The sequence below is a fragment of the Roseobacter sp. HKCCD6576-2 genome, from assembly GCF_013179285.1.
In the GTDB taxonomy this organism is placed as follows: Bacteria; Pseudomonadota; Alphaproteobacteria; order Rhodobacterales; family Rhodobacteraceae; genus Rhodophyticola; species Rhodophyticola oceani.
In genome coordinates this window covers 697,710-714,955 of record NZ_WVNW01000001.1, presented here as the reverse complement: position 1 = coordinate 714,955, position 17,246 = coordinate 697,710, and the positions used below count along the sequence as shown (strand labels likewise).

17 protein-coding genes are annotated in these 17,246 nt (G+C 62.5%); 8 read left to right on the top strand and 9 right to left on the bottom strand.

Annotated elements, in window-relative coordinates; genetic code table 11:
- Positions 1–5: 5 nt before the first annotated feature.
- The 4 genes from GTF44_RS03560 to coaBC all read right to left on the bottom strand — a co-directional run bounded on the left by GTF44_RS03560 (position 6) and on the right by coaBC (position 3,582).
- A complete protein-coding gene (locus GTF44_RS03560; RefSeq protein ID WP_171557563.1) occupies positions 6–794 on the bottom strand; it encodes an ABC transporter substrate-binding protein in 789 nt (262 codons plus the stop codon).
- 72 nt (positions 795–866) lie between these two features.
- Positions 867–1,916, bottom strand: a complete 1,050-nt coding sequence (locus tag GTF44_RS03555; protein ID WP_171557561.1) for a HesA/MoeB/ThiF family protein — start codon at positions 1,914–1,916, stop codon at positions 867–869.
- Entirely contained in the window at positions 1,916–2,383 is a 468-nt protein-coding gene (gene dut / locus GTF44_RS03550; RefSeq protein ID WP_171557560.1) for a dUTP diphosphatase, read from the bottom strand. The genes GTF44_RS03555 and dut overlap by 1 nt, the downstream gene beginning before the upstream one ends.
- Complete coding sequence (coaBC, locus tag GTF44_RS03545) at positions 2,380–3,582, bottom strand: bifunctional phosphopantothenoylcysteine decarboxylase/phosphopantothenate--cysteine ligase CoaBC (RefSeq protein ID WP_171557558.1); 1,203 nt, start codon at positions 3,580–3,582, stop codon at positions 2,380–2,382. Before coaBC ends, dut begins: the two co-directional genes overlap by 4 nt.
- A gap of 63 nt (positions 3,583–3,645) precedes the next feature.
- Between coaBC and GTF44_RS03540 the strand changes: the two genes are divergently transcribed.
- The gene (locus GTF44_RS03540; protein ID WP_171557556.1) at positions 3,646–4,116 is read left to right on the top strand and encodes a hypothetical protein; all 471 of its coding nucleotides are present in this window, start codon (positions 3,646–3,648) and stop codon (positions 4,114–4,116) included.
- A gap of 47 nt (positions 4,117–4,163) precedes the next feature.
- On the opposite strand, the gene GTF44_RS03535 is transcribed toward GTF44_RS03540, so the two are convergent.
- Entirely contained in the window at positions 4,164–5,045 is an 882-nt protein-coding gene (locus GTF44_RS03535; RefSeq protein WP_145211924.1) for an RNA polymerase factor sigma-32, read from the bottom strand.
- A 102-nt stretch (positions 5,046–5,147) separates the two neighbouring features.
- On the opposite strand from GTF44_RS03535, the gene cobU reads away from it, so the two are divergent.
- The 4 genes from cobU to GTF44_RS03515 are packed head-to-tail and all read left to right on the top strand — an operon-like array spanning position 5,148 to position 8,584.
- Positions 5,148–5,693, top strand: a complete 546-nt coding sequence (gene cobU / locus GTF44_RS03530) for a bifunctional adenosylcobinamide kinase/adenosylcobinamide-phosphate guanylyltransferase (protein ID WP_171557555.1) — start codon at positions 5,148–5,150, stop codon at positions 5,691–5,693.
- Entirely contained in the window at positions 5,690–6,262 is a 573-nt protein-coding gene (locus GTF44_RS03525) for a histidine phosphatase family protein (RefSeq protein ID WP_171558595.1), read from the top strand. Before cobU ends, GTF44_RS03525 begins: the two co-directional genes overlap by 4 nt.
- Positions 6,263–6,320: 58 nt before the next feature.
- On the top strand, positions 6,321–7,001 hold the full coding sequence (locus GTF44_RS03520; RefSeq protein WP_171557553.1) for a glutathione S-transferase: 681 nt from the start codon (positions 6,321–6,323) through the stop codon (positions 6,999–7,001).
- Between the two features lie 44 nt (positions 7,002–7,045).
- Positions 7,046–8,584 (top strand): YifB family Mg chelatase-like AAA ATPase, encoded by a 1,539-nt coding sequence (locus GTF44_RS03515; RefSeq protein ID WP_171557551.1) that lies wholly within the window; start codon positions 7,046–7,048, stop codon positions 8,582–8,584.
- A 52-nt stretch (positions 8,585–8,636) separates the two neighbouring features.
- Here GTF44_RS03515 and gshB read toward each other — a convergent pair whose 3' ends face one another.
- The 3 genes from gshB to rsmI form a co-directional block, all read right to left on the bottom strand.
- A complete protein-coding gene (gene gshB, locus GTF44_RS03510) occupies positions 8,637–9,584 on the bottom strand; it encodes a glutathione synthase (RefSeq protein WP_171557550.1) in 948 nt (315 codons plus the stop codon).
- A gap of 75 nt (positions 9,585–9,659) precedes the next feature.
- A complete protein-coding gene (locus GTF44_RS03505) occupies positions 9,660–10,013 on the bottom strand; it encodes a YraN family protein (protein ID WP_171557548.1) in 354 nt (117 codons plus the stop codon).
- Positions 10,013–10,906 (bottom strand): 16S rRNA (cytidine(1402)-2'-O)-methyltransferase, encoded by an 894-nt coding sequence (gene rsmI / locus GTF44_RS03500; protein ID WP_171557546.1) that lies wholly within the window; start codon positions 10,904–10,906, stop codon positions 10,013–10,015. The genes GTF44_RS03505 and rsmI overlap by 1 nt, the downstream gene beginning before the upstream one ends.
- 93 nt (positions 10,907–10,999) lie before the next feature.
- Between rsmI and GTF44_RS03495 the strand changes: the two genes are divergently transcribed.
- Genes GTF44_RS03495 through murJ form a run of 3 tightly spaced genes read left to right on the top strand, consistent with a single transcriptional unit; the run spans position 11,000 to position 16,562 of the window.
- Entirely contained in the window at positions 11,000–12,172 is a 1,173-nt protein-coding gene (locus GTF44_RS03495) for a penicillin-binding protein activator (protein WP_171557544.1), read from the top strand.
- Positions 12,153–14,963: a [protein-PII] uridylyltransferase gene (locus GTF44_RS03490; protein ID WP_253261168.1), complete on the top strand. Its 2,811-nt coding sequence runs from the start codon at positions 12,153–12,155 to the stop codon at positions 14,961–14,963. Before GTF44_RS03495 ends, GTF44_RS03490 begins: the two co-directional genes overlap by 20 nt.
- A 3-nt stretch (positions 14,964–14,966) precedes the next feature.
- The gene (gene murJ / locus GTF44_RS03485; protein WP_171557541.1) at positions 14,967–16,562 is read left to right on the top strand and encodes a murein biosynthesis integral membrane protein MurJ; all 1,596 of its coding nucleotides are present in this window, start codon (positions 14,967–14,969) and stop codon (positions 16,560–16,562) included.
- On the opposite strand, the gene GTF44_RS03480 is transcribed toward murJ, so the two are convergent.
- Positions 16,559–17,242, bottom strand: coding sequence for a rhomboid family intramembrane serine protease (locus tag GTF44_RS03480; RefSeq protein WP_171557539.1), 684 nt, complete (start codon positions 17,240–17,242; stop codon positions 16,559–16,561). The two genes, murJ and GTF44_RS03480, sit on opposite strands and share 4 nt — an antisense overlap.
- Positions 17,243–17,246 lie beyond the last annotated feature (4 nt).

Below are 17,246 nucleotides of genomic sequence, written 5' to 3'. Positions count from 1 at the left end.
CAGACTTACTCGCCGAGGCTGTATTCGACGAACCAACGCTGGTCGAGCATATCCAGCGTCCCATCGGCCCGCATCGACGCGATGGCGGCGTTGAAGGGTTCTACCAGATCGGAGCCTTTGGGGAAGATGAACCCAAACTCTTCGGTCCCAAGCGGCTCGCCGACCATCTTCAGGCGGTCGGGATTGGCGTTCACATAGGCCTCCCCCCCCGCGCTATCGCTCAGCACCATATCCACATCGTCGCTCAAGAGCGCCTGGACCGCTGCCGGGATGGTTTCTAGAAGCACGATCCGGGGGTTGGCCTCGTTGCCGTCGAGCACATCATAGACGCCGACATAGAAGGGCGTGATGCCCGCTTGGGTGCCCAGAAGCAGGTCTTCATCGGCGGCAAACCCTGCGGCGGTATCGAACCGCTCTTCATCGGCGCGGACCAGCATCCGCATCTGGCTGACCATATAGCTCTCGGAGAAATCCACCAATTCGGCGCGGTCTTCGCGGATCGTGATCCCGGTCATCCCCAGATCATATTGCGCATCCGACACTGCCGGGATCATCGCGTCCCAGCTGATGTTTTCGTAGACGATATTGATGTTCAGGCGCTCGGCGATGATCTCCATCGCATCATATTCCCAGCCAATGGCCTCGCCCGAGGCGGGATCGACAAATTGCAGCGGCGGATAGGCGTTTTCGGTCACAATCACCACTTCGCGGCCCTCAAGATCGGGCACATCCTGCGCGATCGCGGGGGTGATAAACGCGGCAGAGATCGCGGCGGCAGCAAGCAAGTGTTTCATGGGGTCAGGTACTCCCTAGTTGGTCTGAGGCCGGAGTATGGCCCCTGGGGGGAGAAGAGCAAGGGGCGGCGCTCAATCCTGACCGCAAACCGCACAATCGGCCCGGCGTTTGAGCCGAATAATCCGGGTCTCGGCATAAAGCGCATCATAAATCAGCATCCGCCCGCGCAAGCCCTCGCCTGCGCCAGTGATCTCTTTGATCGCCTCCAGCGCCATCATTGTGCCGATCACACCGGGCAGCGCGCCGATCACACCCGTCTCAGAACAGGTCGCGGCCATGCCCGGCCCCGGCGCATCAGGGAAAATGCAGGCGAAGCAGGGCGCGCCTCCGGCGGGGTCGTAAAGCGTGACCTGCCCTTCCCAAGCCGAAATTGCCCCGGCCATCACAGGCCGCCCGCTGGCCTGCGCCGCGCGGTTGATCAGATCACGGGTGGCATAGCTGTCGGTCCCGTCAAGGATCAGATCGTATTCGGCAAAAAGCTCCACTGCGATCTCATCGGTCAACCGCCGATGATAGGGTTTGACGGTGACAAACGGATTTAGCGCTTTGATCGCGATCTCGGCGGAAAACACCTTCGGCATCTCCTGACGCTGATCGCTGTGGATGATCTGCCGCTGCAGGTTTGACAGATCGACCTCGTCATTGTCGATCACCCCGATTGTGCCAACACCCGCCGCCGCCAGATAGAGCAGCGCGGGGGAGCCCAGTCCGCCCGCGCCCACGACCAGGACTTTCGCCTCTTTCAGCGCCTTCTGCCCCCGCCCGCCGATATCCGGCAGCGTGATATGGCGCGCATAACGCTCCAACTCATCGCTGGTGAAGGGCCCCTGAGGCGCGGGCGGCGCGGCGCGGGCCTGCTCGGCCGCTTCGGCCCGTTCTCTGATCCGCTGCAACACCGCGCGATAGGCCAAGATCAAAGCGACACCGCCCGCCAAAAGCAGCCAAGGCGCAGGCGAGCCGCCGGTCCCCTCCCGCAGGGGATGGCCCGCTGGCAGCGCCACTTGCACCGCCAGAACCGCCACAAACAGCAGCCCCACCATGTAACCGCGCGCGCGCCAAGGCGCGCCCATCAGATGGCCGATCCCAAGGATCACGCCCGCGAGGATGAGAACAAACAGCATCAGCCGACCCCAGTGGAGCCAAACCCGCCGCCGCCCCGTGCAGTCTCCCCCATCTCATGGACCAGATGGAACTCAGCCTGCACGACCGGCGCGATGATCGCCTGGGCAATCCTGTCGCCATGGGCAATCGGGAACGGCTCCGCGCCGAAATTCACCAGCAAAACCCCCAGAGGCCCGCGATAATCGCTATCGATCGTGCCGGGTGTATTGGGCAGCGTGATCCCGTGTTTCAACGCCAAACCAGACCGGGGCCGGATCTGCATCTCGAACCCCTCCGGGATCGCCACGCGCAGCCCCGTCGGCACAATCCGCCGATCCATCGGTTGCAGGATGAACCCGGTGTCGCGCTCCTCCGGTGGGAAGTTCGCCCGCAGATCAGCGCCCGCGGCGCCCGCAGTGGCATAGGCCGGCAGCGCGATATCCAAATCCGCCCAGTCTTCGCGGAAAACCTCGATAACGGTGCTCATTCGGCGGCACCCAAGGCGTCAGCGATCCGCAGCGCCAATTGCCGGGCGGTCTCGGCCTTCGACATGCGCGGCCAATCCTCAACCCCATCGGCGGTCACCAAATGCACCGCATTCTCCGATCCGCCCATGATCCCGGTCTCGGGCGAGACGTCATTGGCGACGATCCAGTCGCAGCCTTTCCGCTCCCGCTTGGCCGTTGCATGGGCCCGCACGTCATTGGTCTCGGCAGCGAACCCAACCACCAACCTGGGCCGCCCCTTTGTCATCTGAGCGACGCTGGCCAGAATGTCCGGGTTCTCGGCGAAGGCCAATTCGGGCATCCCACCGGATGTCTTTTTCATCTTCTCATCGGTTGCGTTTTCCACACGCCAATCGGCCACGGCGGCAGCAAACACCGCCGCATCTGCGGGCAAGGCGGCCTCGACCGCCCCGGCCATCTCCCGCGCGGTCTCCACCGGCACCACGGTCACGCCATCTGGCGGCGCAACCGTTGCCGGCCCGGTCACGAAGGTCACCGACGCGCCCAAATCGCGCAATGCGGCGGCCAAAGCTGTGCCCTGCGCGCCCGAAGAACGGTTCGCAATATAGCGCACCGGGTCAATCGGCTCATGCGTCGGCCCAGAAGTCACCAACACATGGCGTCTTTTCAAAGGCCCGTCGCCCAATGCGGCACCGACCGCCGCAACGATCTCGGGCACCTCCGCCATCCGGCCCGGGCCATATTCGCCGCACGCCATGTCGCCCTCATTCGGCCCGACAACGAGAACGCCGTCGCCCTGCAACACGGCCAGGTTCCGCTGTGTCGCCGCATGCTCCCACATTCGCACATTCATCGCAGGCGCGATCAGCACGCGCTTGTCGGTCGCCATCAAAAGCGTCGAGGCCAGATCATTGGCATGGCCACCGGCCATCTTCGCCATCAAATCCGCCGTTGCGGGCGCGACCACCACCAAATCGGCGGCGCGGCTCAGCTCGATATGCCCCATCTCCGCTTCATCGGTCAGATCGAAGAGATCGCGATAGACCTTCTCCGCCGCCAAGGCCGAGGCGGAAAGCGGGGTCACAAACTCCTCCCCCGCCTTGGTCAGAACCGGCACCACTCTGGCGCCCTGATCGCGCAGCCGCCGGATCAAATCCAACGCCTTGAACGCGGCTATTCCGCCCCCAATTATGATCAAAATGCGTTTTCCGGTCAGCATGGCGGCCCTCTTCTCAGGTCTCCTGCTCCGGTGTAGGCCGCCCACCGCTTGGACACAACTGCAATGACCCCGCGCGTGATCCGTGAAACCTGTCACTTACCCGGGCCGCCCGATCTGGTTTGGGCGCTCTTGCAACGCCCCGATACGCTCCGCCATCTTACCAAAGGCTGGTTGAGCTTTCGTCCGCTTGATCTACCGGATTGGCCCGACATTTGGAAAGAAGGGGCCTATCGTGCCGCGGTATCGGGGCCGCTTGGCATTCCCCTCGGCTGGCAAATCCTCCGCGTCAGCTTCCCGCCACCCGATGGCGACACCCGGTTCATCCAGGATCAGGGCGAAGGGCAAATGGTCCGCGTCTGGGACCATGTGATCAGTCTCAGACCCGAGGGGGACGGCACATGGTATAGTGATGAAGTGACGGTCGAGGCCGGCTGGAGAACGCCCTTTGTCGCCGCCTTTGCCCGCGCCTTCTACCGGCGCCGACAGCGGCGACTCAAAGCGTTGGTCGCGCGTTCACATCGGGAGCATCAATAGGGCGACCAGAAACAGCCCTGCCATCAGGCCCAAAGGCGCGTGGAAGATTACGCGGCGAAGAATGACAGCACCTCTTTCGACTGCGCTTCGAGGTTCTTGCGCATTTTGCCAAAGGCGGCGGCTTCCAACTGCCGCACCCTCTCTTTCGACAGGCCCAACTCGTTGCCCAAGCTCTCCAGCGTGCGCGGGTCCTCGCGCAGCTTGCGCTCGCGGACAATGAACCGCTCCCGCTCATTCAGCGCCTGCATCGCCGTGATCAGCCAATTCCGGAGCTGCTCGGTATCATGCGCGTGCTCGACCAACTCGGCCGCCTGATCACCGTCATCTTCCAGAGCATCAATCCACTCACGGCCCTCATCCTCGACCGATTGCGTGGCGTTCAGCGAGTAATCCGACCCCGCAAGACGCCCTTCCATCATCTCGACATCATGCAGCGGCACGCCAACCTCGCTGGCGATCATCTCGCGAAGCTGATGCCGATCGAGCGTCTCTCCCGACGCCATTGCCTCGCGCTCGATCTGCGCCTGCACCCGGCGCATATTGAAGAAGAGCGATTTTTGACTGCTGGTCGAGCCGGTGCGCACCATCGACCAGTTGCGCATCACGTAATCTTGGATCGAAGCTTTGATCCACCAGACCGCATAGGTCGAAAACCGCACCCCACGATCTGGATCAAACTTGTCGGCGGCTTTCATCAGGCCCAAGCCCGCCTCCTGGATCAGGTCGTTCATCGGCGCGCCATAGCGTTTGAACTTCGCGGCCATCGAAATCGCCAACCGCATATAGGCCGTGATCAACCGATGCAGCGCGGCCTCATCGCGATGATCCCGCCAGGCATAGGCCAGGCGCAACTCCGTCTCGGCATCCAGAAGCTCCGCCTTCATCGCCCGGCGCGAAAAGGACCGATCTCCACCCATATCCAAAGCCATGACTCACCCCCCGGTAAGTATTTGATGTTGGACCACGCTTCCCACGGTCCTAAGAGTGTTACGCAGCATACCCGCATTCGGATCACATGAAGGGACACATAATTGCGATTGCCCTCTCTCAGCCTGGTGATTGGCGGAACCGCCTCGGGAAAATCCGCCTTTGCCGAGGGGCTGGTGCATCAATCCGGCTTGGCGAAAGTCTATCTTGCCACCGCTGAGGCACTGGATGCCGAAATGCAGATCAAGATCGACAGCCATCGCGAGGCGCGCGCGGGCCAGGGCTGGCGCACAGTCGAAGCGCCGCGCGACCCAGCCCCGCCGCTGGCGCAGTTGGAAGCCGAAGAGGTCGCGCTTTTTGACTGCGCGACGCTTTGGCTCACCAATGTGATGCTGGATGGGCGGGATTGGGAAGACGAGGCAGACCAGCTGATCGAGGTGATGACCCTGACGGTGGCCCCGGTGGTTGTGGTCACCAATGAAGTTGGTCAGAGTATCGTGCCCGACACCAAACTGGGCCGTCAGTTCCAACGCGCCCAAGGGGTTTTGAACCAGCGATTGGCCGCTGAGGCGGATTTGGTGGTGTTGGTCACCGCGGGCCTGCCCACCGTGCTCAAAAACACCCTCTCACAGGGTGGGACACCATGGTGACCCGCTGGTGGTGGGTGCGTCATGGCCCAACCCATGAAAAGGCCTTTGTCGGCTGGCGCGATGTGCCCGCCGATCTCTCCGACACCGCGGCACTTGCCCGGTTGAACGCATTCCTGCCTAAGACAGCGCTGGTCATTTCCTCCGATCTCGCGCGCGCCATCACCACCGCCGACGCCCTGAGCCCCGGCCGTACGCGCCTGCCCCATGACCCGGGCCTCAGGGAGTTCAATTTCGGTGCCTGGGACGGGCTGCGTTTTGATGCCGTCGCCGCGCGCGATCCGGATCTCTCGCGCTGTTTCTGGGAAGAGCCGGGGGACATTGCCGCCCCCGAGGGCGAAAGCTGGAACGCGGTCGCGGCACGGGTCGCGCCGGTGGTGGACCGGTTGAATGGCACCGCGACCGACATCATCGCTGTCGCCCATATCGGCGTGATCATGACGCAGATCGCGCGTGCCGCCGGGACCGATCCCTACCAAGCGATGTCACATAAGATCGACAACCTCTCGGTCACGCGCCTGGAGCACGGCGCCGAAGGCTGGAAGGTCAGACAAATCAATCACACCCCGTGATGACCCCGATCAGAAATCGCCGTTTGACCATGCGCGATGCGCACGGCTGAATGTGCCCATGACTTATGAACTCCTTATCGCCGACCGCTCTTACTCCAGTTGGTCCTTGCGCGGTTGGCTGCCCTTCGCCGCCTTCGACATCCCCGTCGAGGTCTCCGTCACCCGGCTTTATGATGACCGTTTCGCCTGCGATGTCAGTGCCTTTGCCCCTGGTCACACGGTCCCGGTGGTCCGCACGCCCGAAGGCGGACTTCTCACCGAAAGCATCGCCATCGCCTGGCATCTGGCCGAGGCATTCCCAGATCGCGGCCTTCTGCCCACCGATCCGGTCGCCTGCGCCCGCGCGCTCAGTCTGGTCTCCGAAATGCATGCCGGATTTGCCGCCCTGCGCGGCGCTTGTCCGATGAACCTGCGCACCGGTTGGGTTGGGTTTCAGCCCTCCGAGGAGGTGCAGGCCGATCTGGCCAGGCTGGACCTGATCTGGGGCGACGCTTTTGAGGCCCATGGCGGCCCATGGCTTTGCGGCGCCTATTCCCTCGCCGATGCATTCTTCGCCCCCGTCGCCACACGGATCGCCACCTATGATCTGTCGGTGTCCGAGAGGGCGCAGGCCTATGTGACCGCGCATCTCAGCCACGCCAAGTTCCGCGAATGGCGCGAGGCGGGCTTCACCGACGGGCCAGAACAGCCGATTTACGATATGGACCTGGAAAGACGCGCCTTCCCCATGCCGGACTAAACCCTGTTAACCGTTTCCTAACCTCGAGATCGTAGCGGTTAACCATGTTGGACGCCGCCCGCCCCGAGACGCTCGCCAAATGCCACACCGTCGCCTTCGACGGGTTGGAAGCGCGCCGGGTCGAAGTGCAATGCGCAGTCACCCCCGGCCTGCCCGCTTTCTCCATCGTTGGCCTGCCGGACAAAGCGGTCAGCGAGGCGCGGGAACGGGTCCGCACAGCGCTGTCCTCCATGGCGATCGCCCTGCCCTCGAAGCGGATCACCATCAACCTGTCGCCTGCGGACCTGCCGAAAGAGGGCTCGCATTTCGATCTGCCAATCGCGCTGGCGTTGCTCGCCGCGCTTGGGATTGTCCCGCGTGAACGCGCTGAAGAAGCAGTCGCCCTAGGGGAACTGTCGCTCGACGGCACATTGGTCGGCGTTATCGGCGCGCTGCCCACGGCCTTGGCGGCGGGCGAGGATGACCGCGTGCTGCTCTGTCCGTGTGCCTGCGGCGCCGAAGCCGCCTGGGTCGGCGCAACGCCCGTTTTCGCCGCAAAATCACTGGCCGAGATGATCGCACATCTCACGGATCGCGCGCCGCTCACGCAAGCCAAACCCGGCGAGGTGCGCAATGAAACGTCCCGCAAAGACCTGACAGAAGTGCGTGGCCAGGAGCGCGCCAAACGGGCGCTCGAAATCGCCGCCGCCGGGCGGCACCACTTGCTGATGGTCGGCCCACCCGGTTCCGGCAAATCCATGCTGGCCGCGCGGTTGCCCGGCCTGTTGCCACCGCTCTCGGCGGCGGAAGCGTTGGAAACCTCGATGGTTCATTCGCTTGCCGGTCTCTTGGATGAGGGCGGCATTTCCCGCACCCGCCCCTACCGCGCGCCGCATCACACCGCCTCCATGGCCGCGATTGTCGGCGGCGGGCGCGGTGCGAAACCGGGTGAGATCAGCTTGGCGCATAACGGTGTGTTGTTCCTTGACGAACTCCCGGAATACCCGCGCGCCGTTTTGGAGACCCTCCGCCAACCGATTGAAACCGGCGATGTCGTGGTGGCCCGGGCCAATGCCCATGTGACCTATCCGTGCCGGTTCCTATTGATCGCCGCGGCCAATCCCTGCCGCTGCGGCCATCTTTATGATGCGGATCAGGCCTGCGGTCGTGCCCCGCTTTGTGGCGAGGATTATCTGGGCAAAATCTCCGGCCCGCTGATGGACCGGTTCGATCTCCGCCTGGAGGTTCCGCCGGTGAGTTATGCCGACCTGGATCTCCCACCGTCCGGCGATGACAGCGCCACGGTAGCCGCGCGGATCGCTGCTGCGCGGGGCCGCCAATCCACACGATTTGACGACCTCGGTGTGAGCGCACGGTGCAACGCCGACGCGGAAGGCGCCCTTTTGGACGAAATCGCCACGCCAGATGCGGAAGGGAAAGAGCTTCTCACGAAAGCCGCCGACCGGTTCAAGCTGTCCGCGCGCGGCTATCACCGTATCCGTCGGGTGGCGCGCACGATCGCCGATCTTGACCGTGACGCGGAGGTCAGTGCGCCGCATATCGCCGAAGCGATTGGGTTCCGCCTGATCGGTGCGAAGAACTAACGGGCACCGCCGATAGGTTACAAAAACCGGATCATTTCGAAATTTTTGTAACCTATTTGGCCGCGACCTTGTCTTCGATCACCTGCCAAATCCGTTCCGCAATATTGACGCCGTCGAAGCGCTCCAACTCCTGAATGCCCGTTGGGGACGTGACATTAATCTCGGTCAGCGAATTGCCGATCACATCGATGCCCACAAAAATCTGCCCCTTTTCCCGCAAAAGTGGGCCGATGCGGGCGCAAATCTCCAACTCGCGCGCGGTCATCTCCGTTTTCTCAGGACGGCCGCCCACATGCATGTTGGATCGGGTCTCGCCCGCCGCCGGAACCCGGTTGATCGCGCCAACCGGTTCCCCATCGACCAGAATAATCCTTTTGTCGCCTGCGCTTACATCCGGTAAGAATTTCTGCGCAATCAACGGCTCACGATTGATGCTGGCAAAAAGCTCATGCAATGAATTGAGGTTCCGATCCTCCGGTGTTAGGCGAAACACCCCCGCGCCACCATTGCCATAGAGCGGCTTCAAGATGATGTCGTCATGCTCCGCCTTGAAAGCTTTCAGCGTGTCCAAGTCTCGCGCAATCGTGGTGGGCGGGGTTAGGTCGGGAAACGCCAGTACCAGCAGTTTTTCGGGGTAATTCCGCACCCAAAACGGATCATTGACCACCAATGTCTCGGGGTGGATGTGATCCAGCAAATGTGTGGTGGTGATATATCCCATGTCGAAGGGCGGATCTTGGCGGAGCCAAACCACATCCCAATCGGCCAGGTCGATCTCGGCCTCCGCGCCGAGTGAAAAGTGATCTCCTTCAACACGTTGCACCGTGAGCGGCCAGCCCCGCGCCGTGATCCGGCCAGCTTGATAGGCGAGCTTGTCCGGCGTGTAATAGAACAACTCATGCCCGCGCGCTTGCGCCTCTTCGGCCAAGCGGAAACTGCTATCCGCGTTGATGTCGATCGCATCGATCGGATCCATCTGAAAAGCAATTCTCAAGCCCATAACCGCGCTCCGTCCCAGTGTTGTTGTGCCTACATGGCGCGGTCTTGAGAGCCATGCAATGGGAGAAGGGCGTGATTAGGCAGAGAGGGCGTTTTCGATGATCTCTATACCACCGTGGGTATCGACAAGCGCGACGTCAAACCGGGCGTCTGAATTCTGACCACGGGGCATGTGGCCAAGAAAATCCGATGCGCTGGTATAAATCCGCTGCATTTGTCTCCGGGACAGGCGTTCCGCCGCCCGTGCAAAGCTCCGGCTTTTCTTAACCTCGACAAAAACGATCTCACCGTCTTTCTCGGTCACCAAATCCAGCTCCCCGGCTTGGCCGCGCCAGCGCCGGGACAGGATCACATGCCCGTCGTGCGCATAGCGCGCCGCGACCTGGTCTTCGGCAACCTTTCCGGCGAGGTAATTGACTTGGCCGGTCATCATCGCTCCCCCAATTTCAGGGCCAATTGATAGATCTCGCGGCGCGGCATTCCGAATCTATCCGCAACCTCGGTTGCGGCGTCTTTCACCCGGTTTGTTTTCAAAGCCTCTGTCAAAGCGGCCTCCACATCTTCTGTGGCGGCTTGGCGTGGTTTCCCTCGCCCAATCACCACCACGATTTCGCCTTTCAGGCTCCGGTCCTTGATCTGCTTGGCCACATCCGCGACCGATCCGCGGATCACCTCTTCGAAGCGTTTTGTCAGCTCGCGACACAGCGCCACCTCGCGATCCGCCCCGACAGTCTCCGCCAAATTATCTAACAACCGATGAATACGTTTGGGGCTTTCATAGAGCAAAAGGGTCGCGTCAATATCCCGCAGCCCCTCAAGCCAGCGCTTTTGCGCGCCGGACGCATTCGGGGGAAACCCGGCAAAGAGGAACCGGTCACTGGGCAACCCCGACACACTGAGCGCGGCCAAAGCGGCTGAGGCCCCCGGTGCCGCAAAGACTGCCGCGCCGGCTTCGATCGCCGCCCGCCCCAGTTGATAGCCCGGATCCGCCACAAGCGGTGTTCCGGCCTCCGATACATAGGCCAGGGATTTCCCTTCCGCTAAAGCGGCCAGAAGCCGGGGCCGTTGTGCCGGGCCGTTATGGTCGTAATAGGCGATCAGCGGACGTTCGCCCAATGGCACGCCATGCAGTTCCATCAGTTTCCGCGCCGTTCGGGTGTCTTCAGCGGCGATCACATCGGCGCTGAGAAGAATATCCAACGCCCGCAAGGTGATATCCCGGGCCGCCCCAATTGGTGTGGCCACAAAATAGACCCCGGGTGCAAGGCGCACGCGGCGGGCCGGAGTGGCACCGGGGTCGAGCTCAGCGGGAAAATCACTCATGGTCAGGCGCTCCGGCGGCGTTTACTTGGGGGGATGAACCCACTAGGCTCACGCCCATTGATGACAGGTGCCCTCAGGGAGACAAGGACCCTCATGATCTCTGCTTTGCGACATTTCCGCAAGCCGTTCCGGCTGCTTTCTTTTCTTGGACTTACCGCTCTTTTGGCCGCCTGCCAGGTGGGCGTTCCGGGCTCCGGCCCGACGGGGCCGCGCGTGTCGGGGCAAACCATCAATGTGGCGATGCTTCTGCCGTACGGCTCCGCCAGCGCGGGCGATGATTTGGTCGCGCGCAGCTTGGAAAACGCCGCACGGTTGGCGCTGACCGATGTGCCGGATATCCAGGTCAATCTGACGGTCTACAACACCGCCGCAAACGCATCCCAGGCGGCGGCGGTGGCGCAGCAGGCTGTGAGCGAAGGCGCCGATGTGATCCTTGGCCCGCTCCGCTCGGACGCGGCGGCTGCCGTGGGCGTCGCCGTGGCGCGCTCCAATATCAATGTCTTGAGCTTCTCGAACAACACCGAGATCGCGGGCGGCAATGTCTTCGTGCTCGGCCATACGTTCCAGAACACCGCGACGCGGATGATGAGCTATTCCGCCGCGCAGGGGCGCAATCGGGTGCTAATCCTGCATGCCCGCAATTTAGCCGGTGAAGTGGCACGCGAAGCGGTCGAACGTGCGGCGGTCGCGAATGGGGCCACCATCACGGGCCGGGTGAGCTATGAGTTCTCACAAAACGGCGTCGTGGCCGCGTTGCCCACGGTGATGAGCACTGTGCGCTCAACCGACACCAACGCGTTGATGATGACCGGAGACGCCGCTGGCGCCCTGCCGCTCTTTGCGCAGCTTCTGCCGGAAAACGGGCTGGATACCGAGGCGACCCGGGTCATGGGCCTGTCGCGGTGGGATGTACCGCCGCAAACGCTGGAACTGTCCGGGTTGCAGGGGGGCTGGTTCGCGCTGCCCGATCCGTCCGCAGCTGCGCAATTCAACGCGCGCTATGAGGCGGCCAATGGCACGCCCGCCCATATCTTGGCCGCGATCGGCTATGACGCGATGCGCGCCGTGGCCGAGACGGCCGCAACCCAAGGGCGGCTTGGTGTCGCTGAGTTGACCGCCTCCTCTGGCTTTGCCGGGGCGAACGGAGTATTCCGCCTGAGAGCCGATGGCACGAACGAGCGTGCGATGGCCGTCGTGCAAGTGGAAAACAACCAGGTGGCCGTGATTGACCCTGCCCCAAGACGCCTTGGCCCCGCGGGCTTCTGACCCCGCGCCAACGCCCTCCGAGACAGACCCGGGCGCCGCGCTGATCTGCGCGGCGTCTGAGATTTTCGACCAACCGACGATCCGGGCAGAGATCGAGGCCGCAATCGCCGATTGCGCCGCGACGGGCGGCGTCAGGAGCGCCGTTGTTGCCGTCTTGGCAAAGGCGCAAAAGGCCGGTCGGACTCGCATCGCCGAGGCCTTTGCAGAGGACCCCACGGCGGCGCGGCGGGTGCTGCGCGCCTATGCCTATCTGACCGATGGCATTCTGAAAGAAGTGTTGCACGTGGCCACTGCGCGGCTCCACCCAACACCAACGCCGACAGATGCCGAACGCGTCGCTGTAATGGCCGTGGGCGGATATGGCCGGGGCGAGATGGCGCCTTATTCGGATGTGGATTTGCTGTTCGTCACACCCTGGAAGATGACCGGCAAGATCGAAAGCATCATCGAGTCCACGCTCTATATGCTCTGGGATTTGCGGCTGAAAGTCGGTCATGCCAGCCGGACGATCAAGGAATGCCTCAGGCTCGGTAAAGAGGATTTCACGATCCGCACGACCTTCCTGGAAATGCGCTATCTGGCGGGCGATGCAGCGCTGGCTTCCGAATTGCAAGATACGCTGCGGGACCAGCTTTTCGCCGGCACCAGCTCGGAATTCATCGAGGCGAAGCTTGATGAACGTGCCACGCGGCACCGCAAACAGGGCGGTCAGCGTTATATGCTGGAGCCCAATGTCAAAGAGGGCAAGGGCGGGCTGCGCGATCTGCAGACGCTCTATTGGATCACCAAATATCTCTACGGGATCGATGACGTCGCCGCGCTGGTCGATCGTGGCTTGTTCACACAAGATGAGTTCGACGCGTTTGATGCCGCGGAGCGCTTTCTGTGGTCAATCCGCTGCCATCTGCATCTGATCGCCAATCGGGCGCAGGATCAGTTGACCTTCGACATGCAAGTCCAAGTGGCCGAGCGCATGGGCTACACCGATAGCGAAGACCGCCGGGCCGTCGAACATTTCATGCAGGCCTATTTCCGACATGCGACCAAGGTGGGTGAGCTGACGCGGATCTTCCTTACAGCACTTGAGGCCAGCCATGTGAAACAGGAACCCGGGCTTTGGGGCTTCCTCCGCGGGCGCAAACGCACGCGGCGGCGGAAGCTCAAGCCCGGGTATGAGGTGAAGCAGAACCGGCTGACCGTGGCGAATGAGGCGGATTTCTTTGCCGATAAGGTGAATATCCTGCGGCTCTTCGAGGAGGGGTTGCGTACCGGCTATCTGCTGCACCCCGATGCGATGCGGATGGTCACCGCGCATCTCGACCTGATCGATGATCAGTTGCGCCGCGACCCCGAAGCGAACCGGATATTCCTTGATCTGCTGCTGAAACACGGCAACCCGGAACGGGCGCTCAGGCGGATGAACGAACTGGGAGTTTTGGGCGCGTTTATCCCGGAATTCGCAGAGATCGTGGCGATGATGCAGTTCAATATGTATCACAGCTACACGGTCGATGAGCATACGATCCAAGTCATCTCGACGCTGGCGCAGATCGAGCGCGGCGAGCTGATCGAAGAGCTTCCGGTCGCCTCGGGCATTCTGGAGCGCGGCGTGAACCGGAAGGTGCTTTATGTCGCCTGCCTGCTGCATGACATCGGCAAAGGGCGCAAGGAAGATCACTCGATCTTGGGTGCACGTTTGGCCCGCGCGATCTGCCCCCGCTTGGGGCTGAAACCGGCAGAATGCGAGACTGTGGAATGGCTGGTGCGCTATCACCTCTTGATGTCGGACATGGCGCAGAAACGCGATATCTCCGATCCGCGCACAGTGCGCGATTTCGCCAAAGCGGTGAAGACGGTCGAACGCTTGGAACTGATGACTGTCCTGACCGTCTGCGACATTCGTGGGGTTGGGCCGAACACCTGGAACAACTGGAAGGCCACCTTGCTGCGCGGGCTCCATCGGGCAACGGCGGATGCGCTGAAAACCGGGCTGGAAGACCTCAACCGCGACAAGCTGGAAGGCGAGGCGAAGCGCGCGCTGCGCGAGGCGCTGGCGGGCTGGGCAAAGCCCGAATTGAAGGCGGAGATCGCGCGGCATTACGGGCCCTATTGGCAGGGGCTGGACCTTGCCAGCCAAGTCACCTTCGCGGAGATGCTGCGCGATTTGGGTGAGGACGAAATTCGCATCGATACCCGCCGCGATTTGGACCGGGACGCGACGCGGGTCTGCTTCGCCTTGGCCGACCATCCGGGCATTTTCAACCGGTTGGCAGGGGCGTTGAGCTTGGTCGGCGCGAATGTGGTCGACGCGCGCACCTACACGTCGAAAGACGGGTTTGCGACGGCGGTGTTCTGGGTCCAGGACAGCGAAGGCAACCCCTATGAGGAGTCCCGCCTGCCGCGCCTGAAAGGCATGATCGACAAGACGCTGAAAGGCGAAGTGGTGGCCAGCCAGGCCCTGAAAGGCCGCGAAAAAATCAAGAAGCGCGAACGGCCCTTTGATGTGCCGACCACGATCACTTTCGACAATGAAGGCTCGGAGATTTACACGATCATCGAGGTGGACACACGCGACCGCCCCGGCCTGCTTTATGATCTGACCAAAACATTGGCCGCGAACAATATTTACATCGCCAGCGCGGTGATCGCGACCTATGGCGCGCAGGTGGTGGATACCTTCTATGTGAAGGACATGTTCGGCCTGAAATTCTATGCCAAATCCAAGCAAGACGGGCTGGAACGCAAGCTGCGCGACGCAATTGCGCGCGTGGCCGAACGGGCCGGGGCCTGAGGTATGGCGGCTGCACGCCCAATCCGCTTGGTGACCGGGTTCCTGACCGTCGGCGTCTGGACCTTGCTCAGCCGCATCTTTGGCTTCCTGCGCGACATTCTGATCGCTGGGACGTTGGGCGCTGGACCAGTGGCAGAGGCGTTCTTGGTGGCGTTCAGCCTGCCCAATATGTTCCGCCGCTTCTTCGCCGAGGGCGCGTTTAACACCGCTTTCGTGCCGCTTTTCTCGAAGAAGCTCGAAGGCGGCGAGGACGCCGTGGGCTTCGCGCGGGATGCCTTTGCGGGGCTTGCGACCGTGCTGATCGCTTTTACGCTTCTGGCGCAGCTTGCGATGCCCTGGCTGGTCTTGGCGATGGCAAGCGGCTTTGCAGGCGATGCGCGGTTTGATCTGGCGGTCATCTTTGGGCGGATCGCCTTTGGCTATATCCTGTTCATCTCGCTAGCGGCGCTTTTATCTGGCGTGTTGAACGCCTCGGGCCGCTTCGCCGCCGCCGCTGCGGCGCCTGTTTTGCTGAACATGGTTCTGATCGGCGCGCTTGTGTTGGCGCAATCCGGGGTTTTGGAAGATGTCGTTGGCGTCTCGGGATTTGAGGCTTTGGACGGCGTGCATACCGGCGCGATGTTGGTTTGGGGGGTGCTGGTTGCGGGTGTGATCCAGGTGGCGCTGGTCTGGGTCGCCGCAGCACGGGCCGGGTTTCGGATGCGGCTGCAGATGCCGGTTCTGTCGCCCGATCTGAAGCGGTTGGCGATCATTGCCGCGCCCGCGATGCTGGCCGGCGGCGTGGTGCAGATCAACCTTTTGGTGGGCCGTCAGGTCGCCAGTTTCTTTGAGGGCGCGATCGTGTGGCTGAGCTTGGCGGACCGGCTCTATCAACTGCCCCTTGGCGTGGTTGGGATCGCGATTGGGATCGTGCTTCTCCCCGATCTGTCGCGACGTCTCAGGGCGGAAGATGGCGCAGGCGGGCGCGAAGCGCTTAGCCGAGCGGCGGAGCTGTCCATGGCGCTGACGATCCCGTCGGCGGTGGCGCTGATGGTGATCCCGATCCCGCTGGTCTCGGTCTTGTTCGGGCGGGGCGCGTTTGGGCCGGATGATGTGGCGGCCACGGCGCTGGCCTTGACGGTCTATGGGTTGGGCTTGCCGGCTTTTGTGCTGCAAAAGGTGCTGCAACCGCTTTATTTCGCCCGCGAGGACACCCGGTCGCCGTTCCGCTTTGCCGTCGTCGCAATGGTGGTGAATGCGGTGGTGGCTGTAGGCTTGGCCTTTGCCATCGGCTTTCTGGGCGCGGCGATTGGCACAACCGTGGCGGCCTGGGTCATGGTCTGGTTGCTGATACGCGGCACACGGCCGATGGGCGAGGTCGCGCGCTTCGATGCGCGCTATCGCCGCCGGGTCTGGCGGATCGTGGCGGCCTCGGCGCTGATGGGAGCGGTTTTGATGGGGTTGGAACTGTTGCTTGGGCCTCTGCTGGGCACAAGCGGTTGGCGCTATGCGGCACTGGCGGTGATGGTTGTCCTTGGGATGCTCAGCTATTTCCTCTTCGGGCGGATGCTGAACGCCTTCCACATCTCGGAATTGCGCAGCGCGCTCCGGCGGACTTAACGCTGCCGGAGCTTGGCCAGCACCCGGTGCCAGCCGCCGGGACTGACCAGAAATGACAGTATGAAACCGGTGGCGAAGCCGGAGAGATTGGCCACCACATTGCCAAAATCCCCGTCAATCACGCCAAAGATCAACTGGATCATCAAGAGCACGGCGATGAGTACGAAGGCGCGGTATTGGTTCGCCCCACGGGCCGTCAGATTGACCCAAAGCAGAAAGGTGAAAGCGCCTATCAACCCATAAACGCCCGGGTAGCCGCCGATCAGCGGATAGGGGCTATCAAGCAAGAGCGTAAAGCCAAGCGCGCCCGCAATCGCCGAGAGCATGAAGACGGCGAGGAAGGCCAGCGGAGAGAACACCTCCGCCACCATCTTGCCGATGGCCAGAACGAAAACCACTACAAAAAGCGCATGGACAAGGCCGCCATGGATCAGCGGATAGGTGACAAAGCGCAAGAGATGTTCGCCCGGATAGGTGTTGTTGGCCAACATCCAGTCGACGACTTCATTCAAGACGCCGTAATCGCCAATTGCCGCCAAGCGCCAGCCGACACCACCCTGCCCGCCCAAGAACCCGGCGGTCGCGGCCTGAAACAGCAACTCAAGCCCGATGATCACCACTGCCAGCGCGATCACCACCGGCGGCAAGGCGTTGAACGGGGAAGCGTTCGGGTCTGACATGGTT

What these genes read in the sequence shown, in the direction of transcription:
- GTF44_RS03560 (WP_171557563.1), bottom strand. Translation starts at nt 794, where the DNA reads ATGAAACACTTGCTTGCTGCCGCCGCGATCTCTGCCGCGTTTATCACC.
- GTF44_RS03555 (WP_171557561.1), bottom strand. Translation starts at nt 1,916, where the DNA reads ATGCTGTTTGTTCTCATCCTCGCGGGCGTGATCCTTGGGATCGGCCAT.
- dut (WP_171557560.1), bottom strand. Translation starts at nt 2,383, where the DNA reads ATGAGCACCGTTATCGAGGTTTTCCGCGAAGACTGGGCGGATTTGGAT.
- coaBC (WP_171557558.1), bottom strand. Translation starts at nt 3,582, where the DNA reads ATGCTGACCGGAAAACGCATTTTGATCATAATTGGGGGCGGAATAGCC.
- GTF44_RS03540 (WP_171557556.1), top strand. Translation starts at nt 3,646, where the DNA reads ATGACCCCGCGCGTGATCCGTGAAACCTGTCACTTACCCGGGCCGCCC.
- GTF44_RS03535 (WP_145211924.1), bottom strand. Translation starts at nt 5,045, where the DNA reads ATGGCTTTGGATATGGGTGGAGATCGGTCCTTTTCGCGCCGGGCGATG.
- GTF44_RS03520 (WP_171557553.1), top strand. Translation starts at nt 6,321, where the DNA reads ATGACTTATGAACTCCTTATCGCCGACCGCTCTTACTCCAGTTGGTCC.
- GTF44_RS03515 (WP_171557551.1), top strand. Translation starts at nt 7,046, where the DNA reads ATGTTGGACGCCGCCCGCCCCGAGACGCTCGCCAAATGCCACACCGTC.
- gshB (WP_171557550.1), bottom strand. Translation starts at nt 9,584, where the DNA reads ATGGGCTTGAGAATTGCTTTTCAGATGGATCCGATCGATGCGATCGAC.
- GTF44_RS03505 (WP_171557548.1), bottom strand. Translation starts at nt 10,013, where the DNA reads ATGACCGGCCAAGTCAATTACCTCGCCGGAAAGGTTGCCGAAGACCAG.
- rsmI (WP_171557546.1), bottom strand. Translation starts at nt 10,906, where the DNA reads ATGAGTGATTTTCCCGCTGAGCTCGACCCCGGTGCCACTCCGGCCCGC.
- GTF44_RS03495 (WP_171557544.1), top strand. Translation starts at nt 11,000, where the DNA reads ATGATCTCTGCTTTGCGACATTTCCGCAAGCCGTTCCGGCTGCTTTCT.
- murJ (WP_171557541.1), top strand. Translation starts at nt 14,967, where the DNA reads ATGGCGGCTGCACGCCCAATCCGCTTGGTGACCGGGTTCCTGACCGTC.
- GTF44_RS03480 (WP_171557539.1), bottom strand. Translation starts at nt 17,242, where the DNA reads ATGTCAGACCCGAACGCTTCCCCGTTCAACGCCTTGCCGCCGGTGGTG.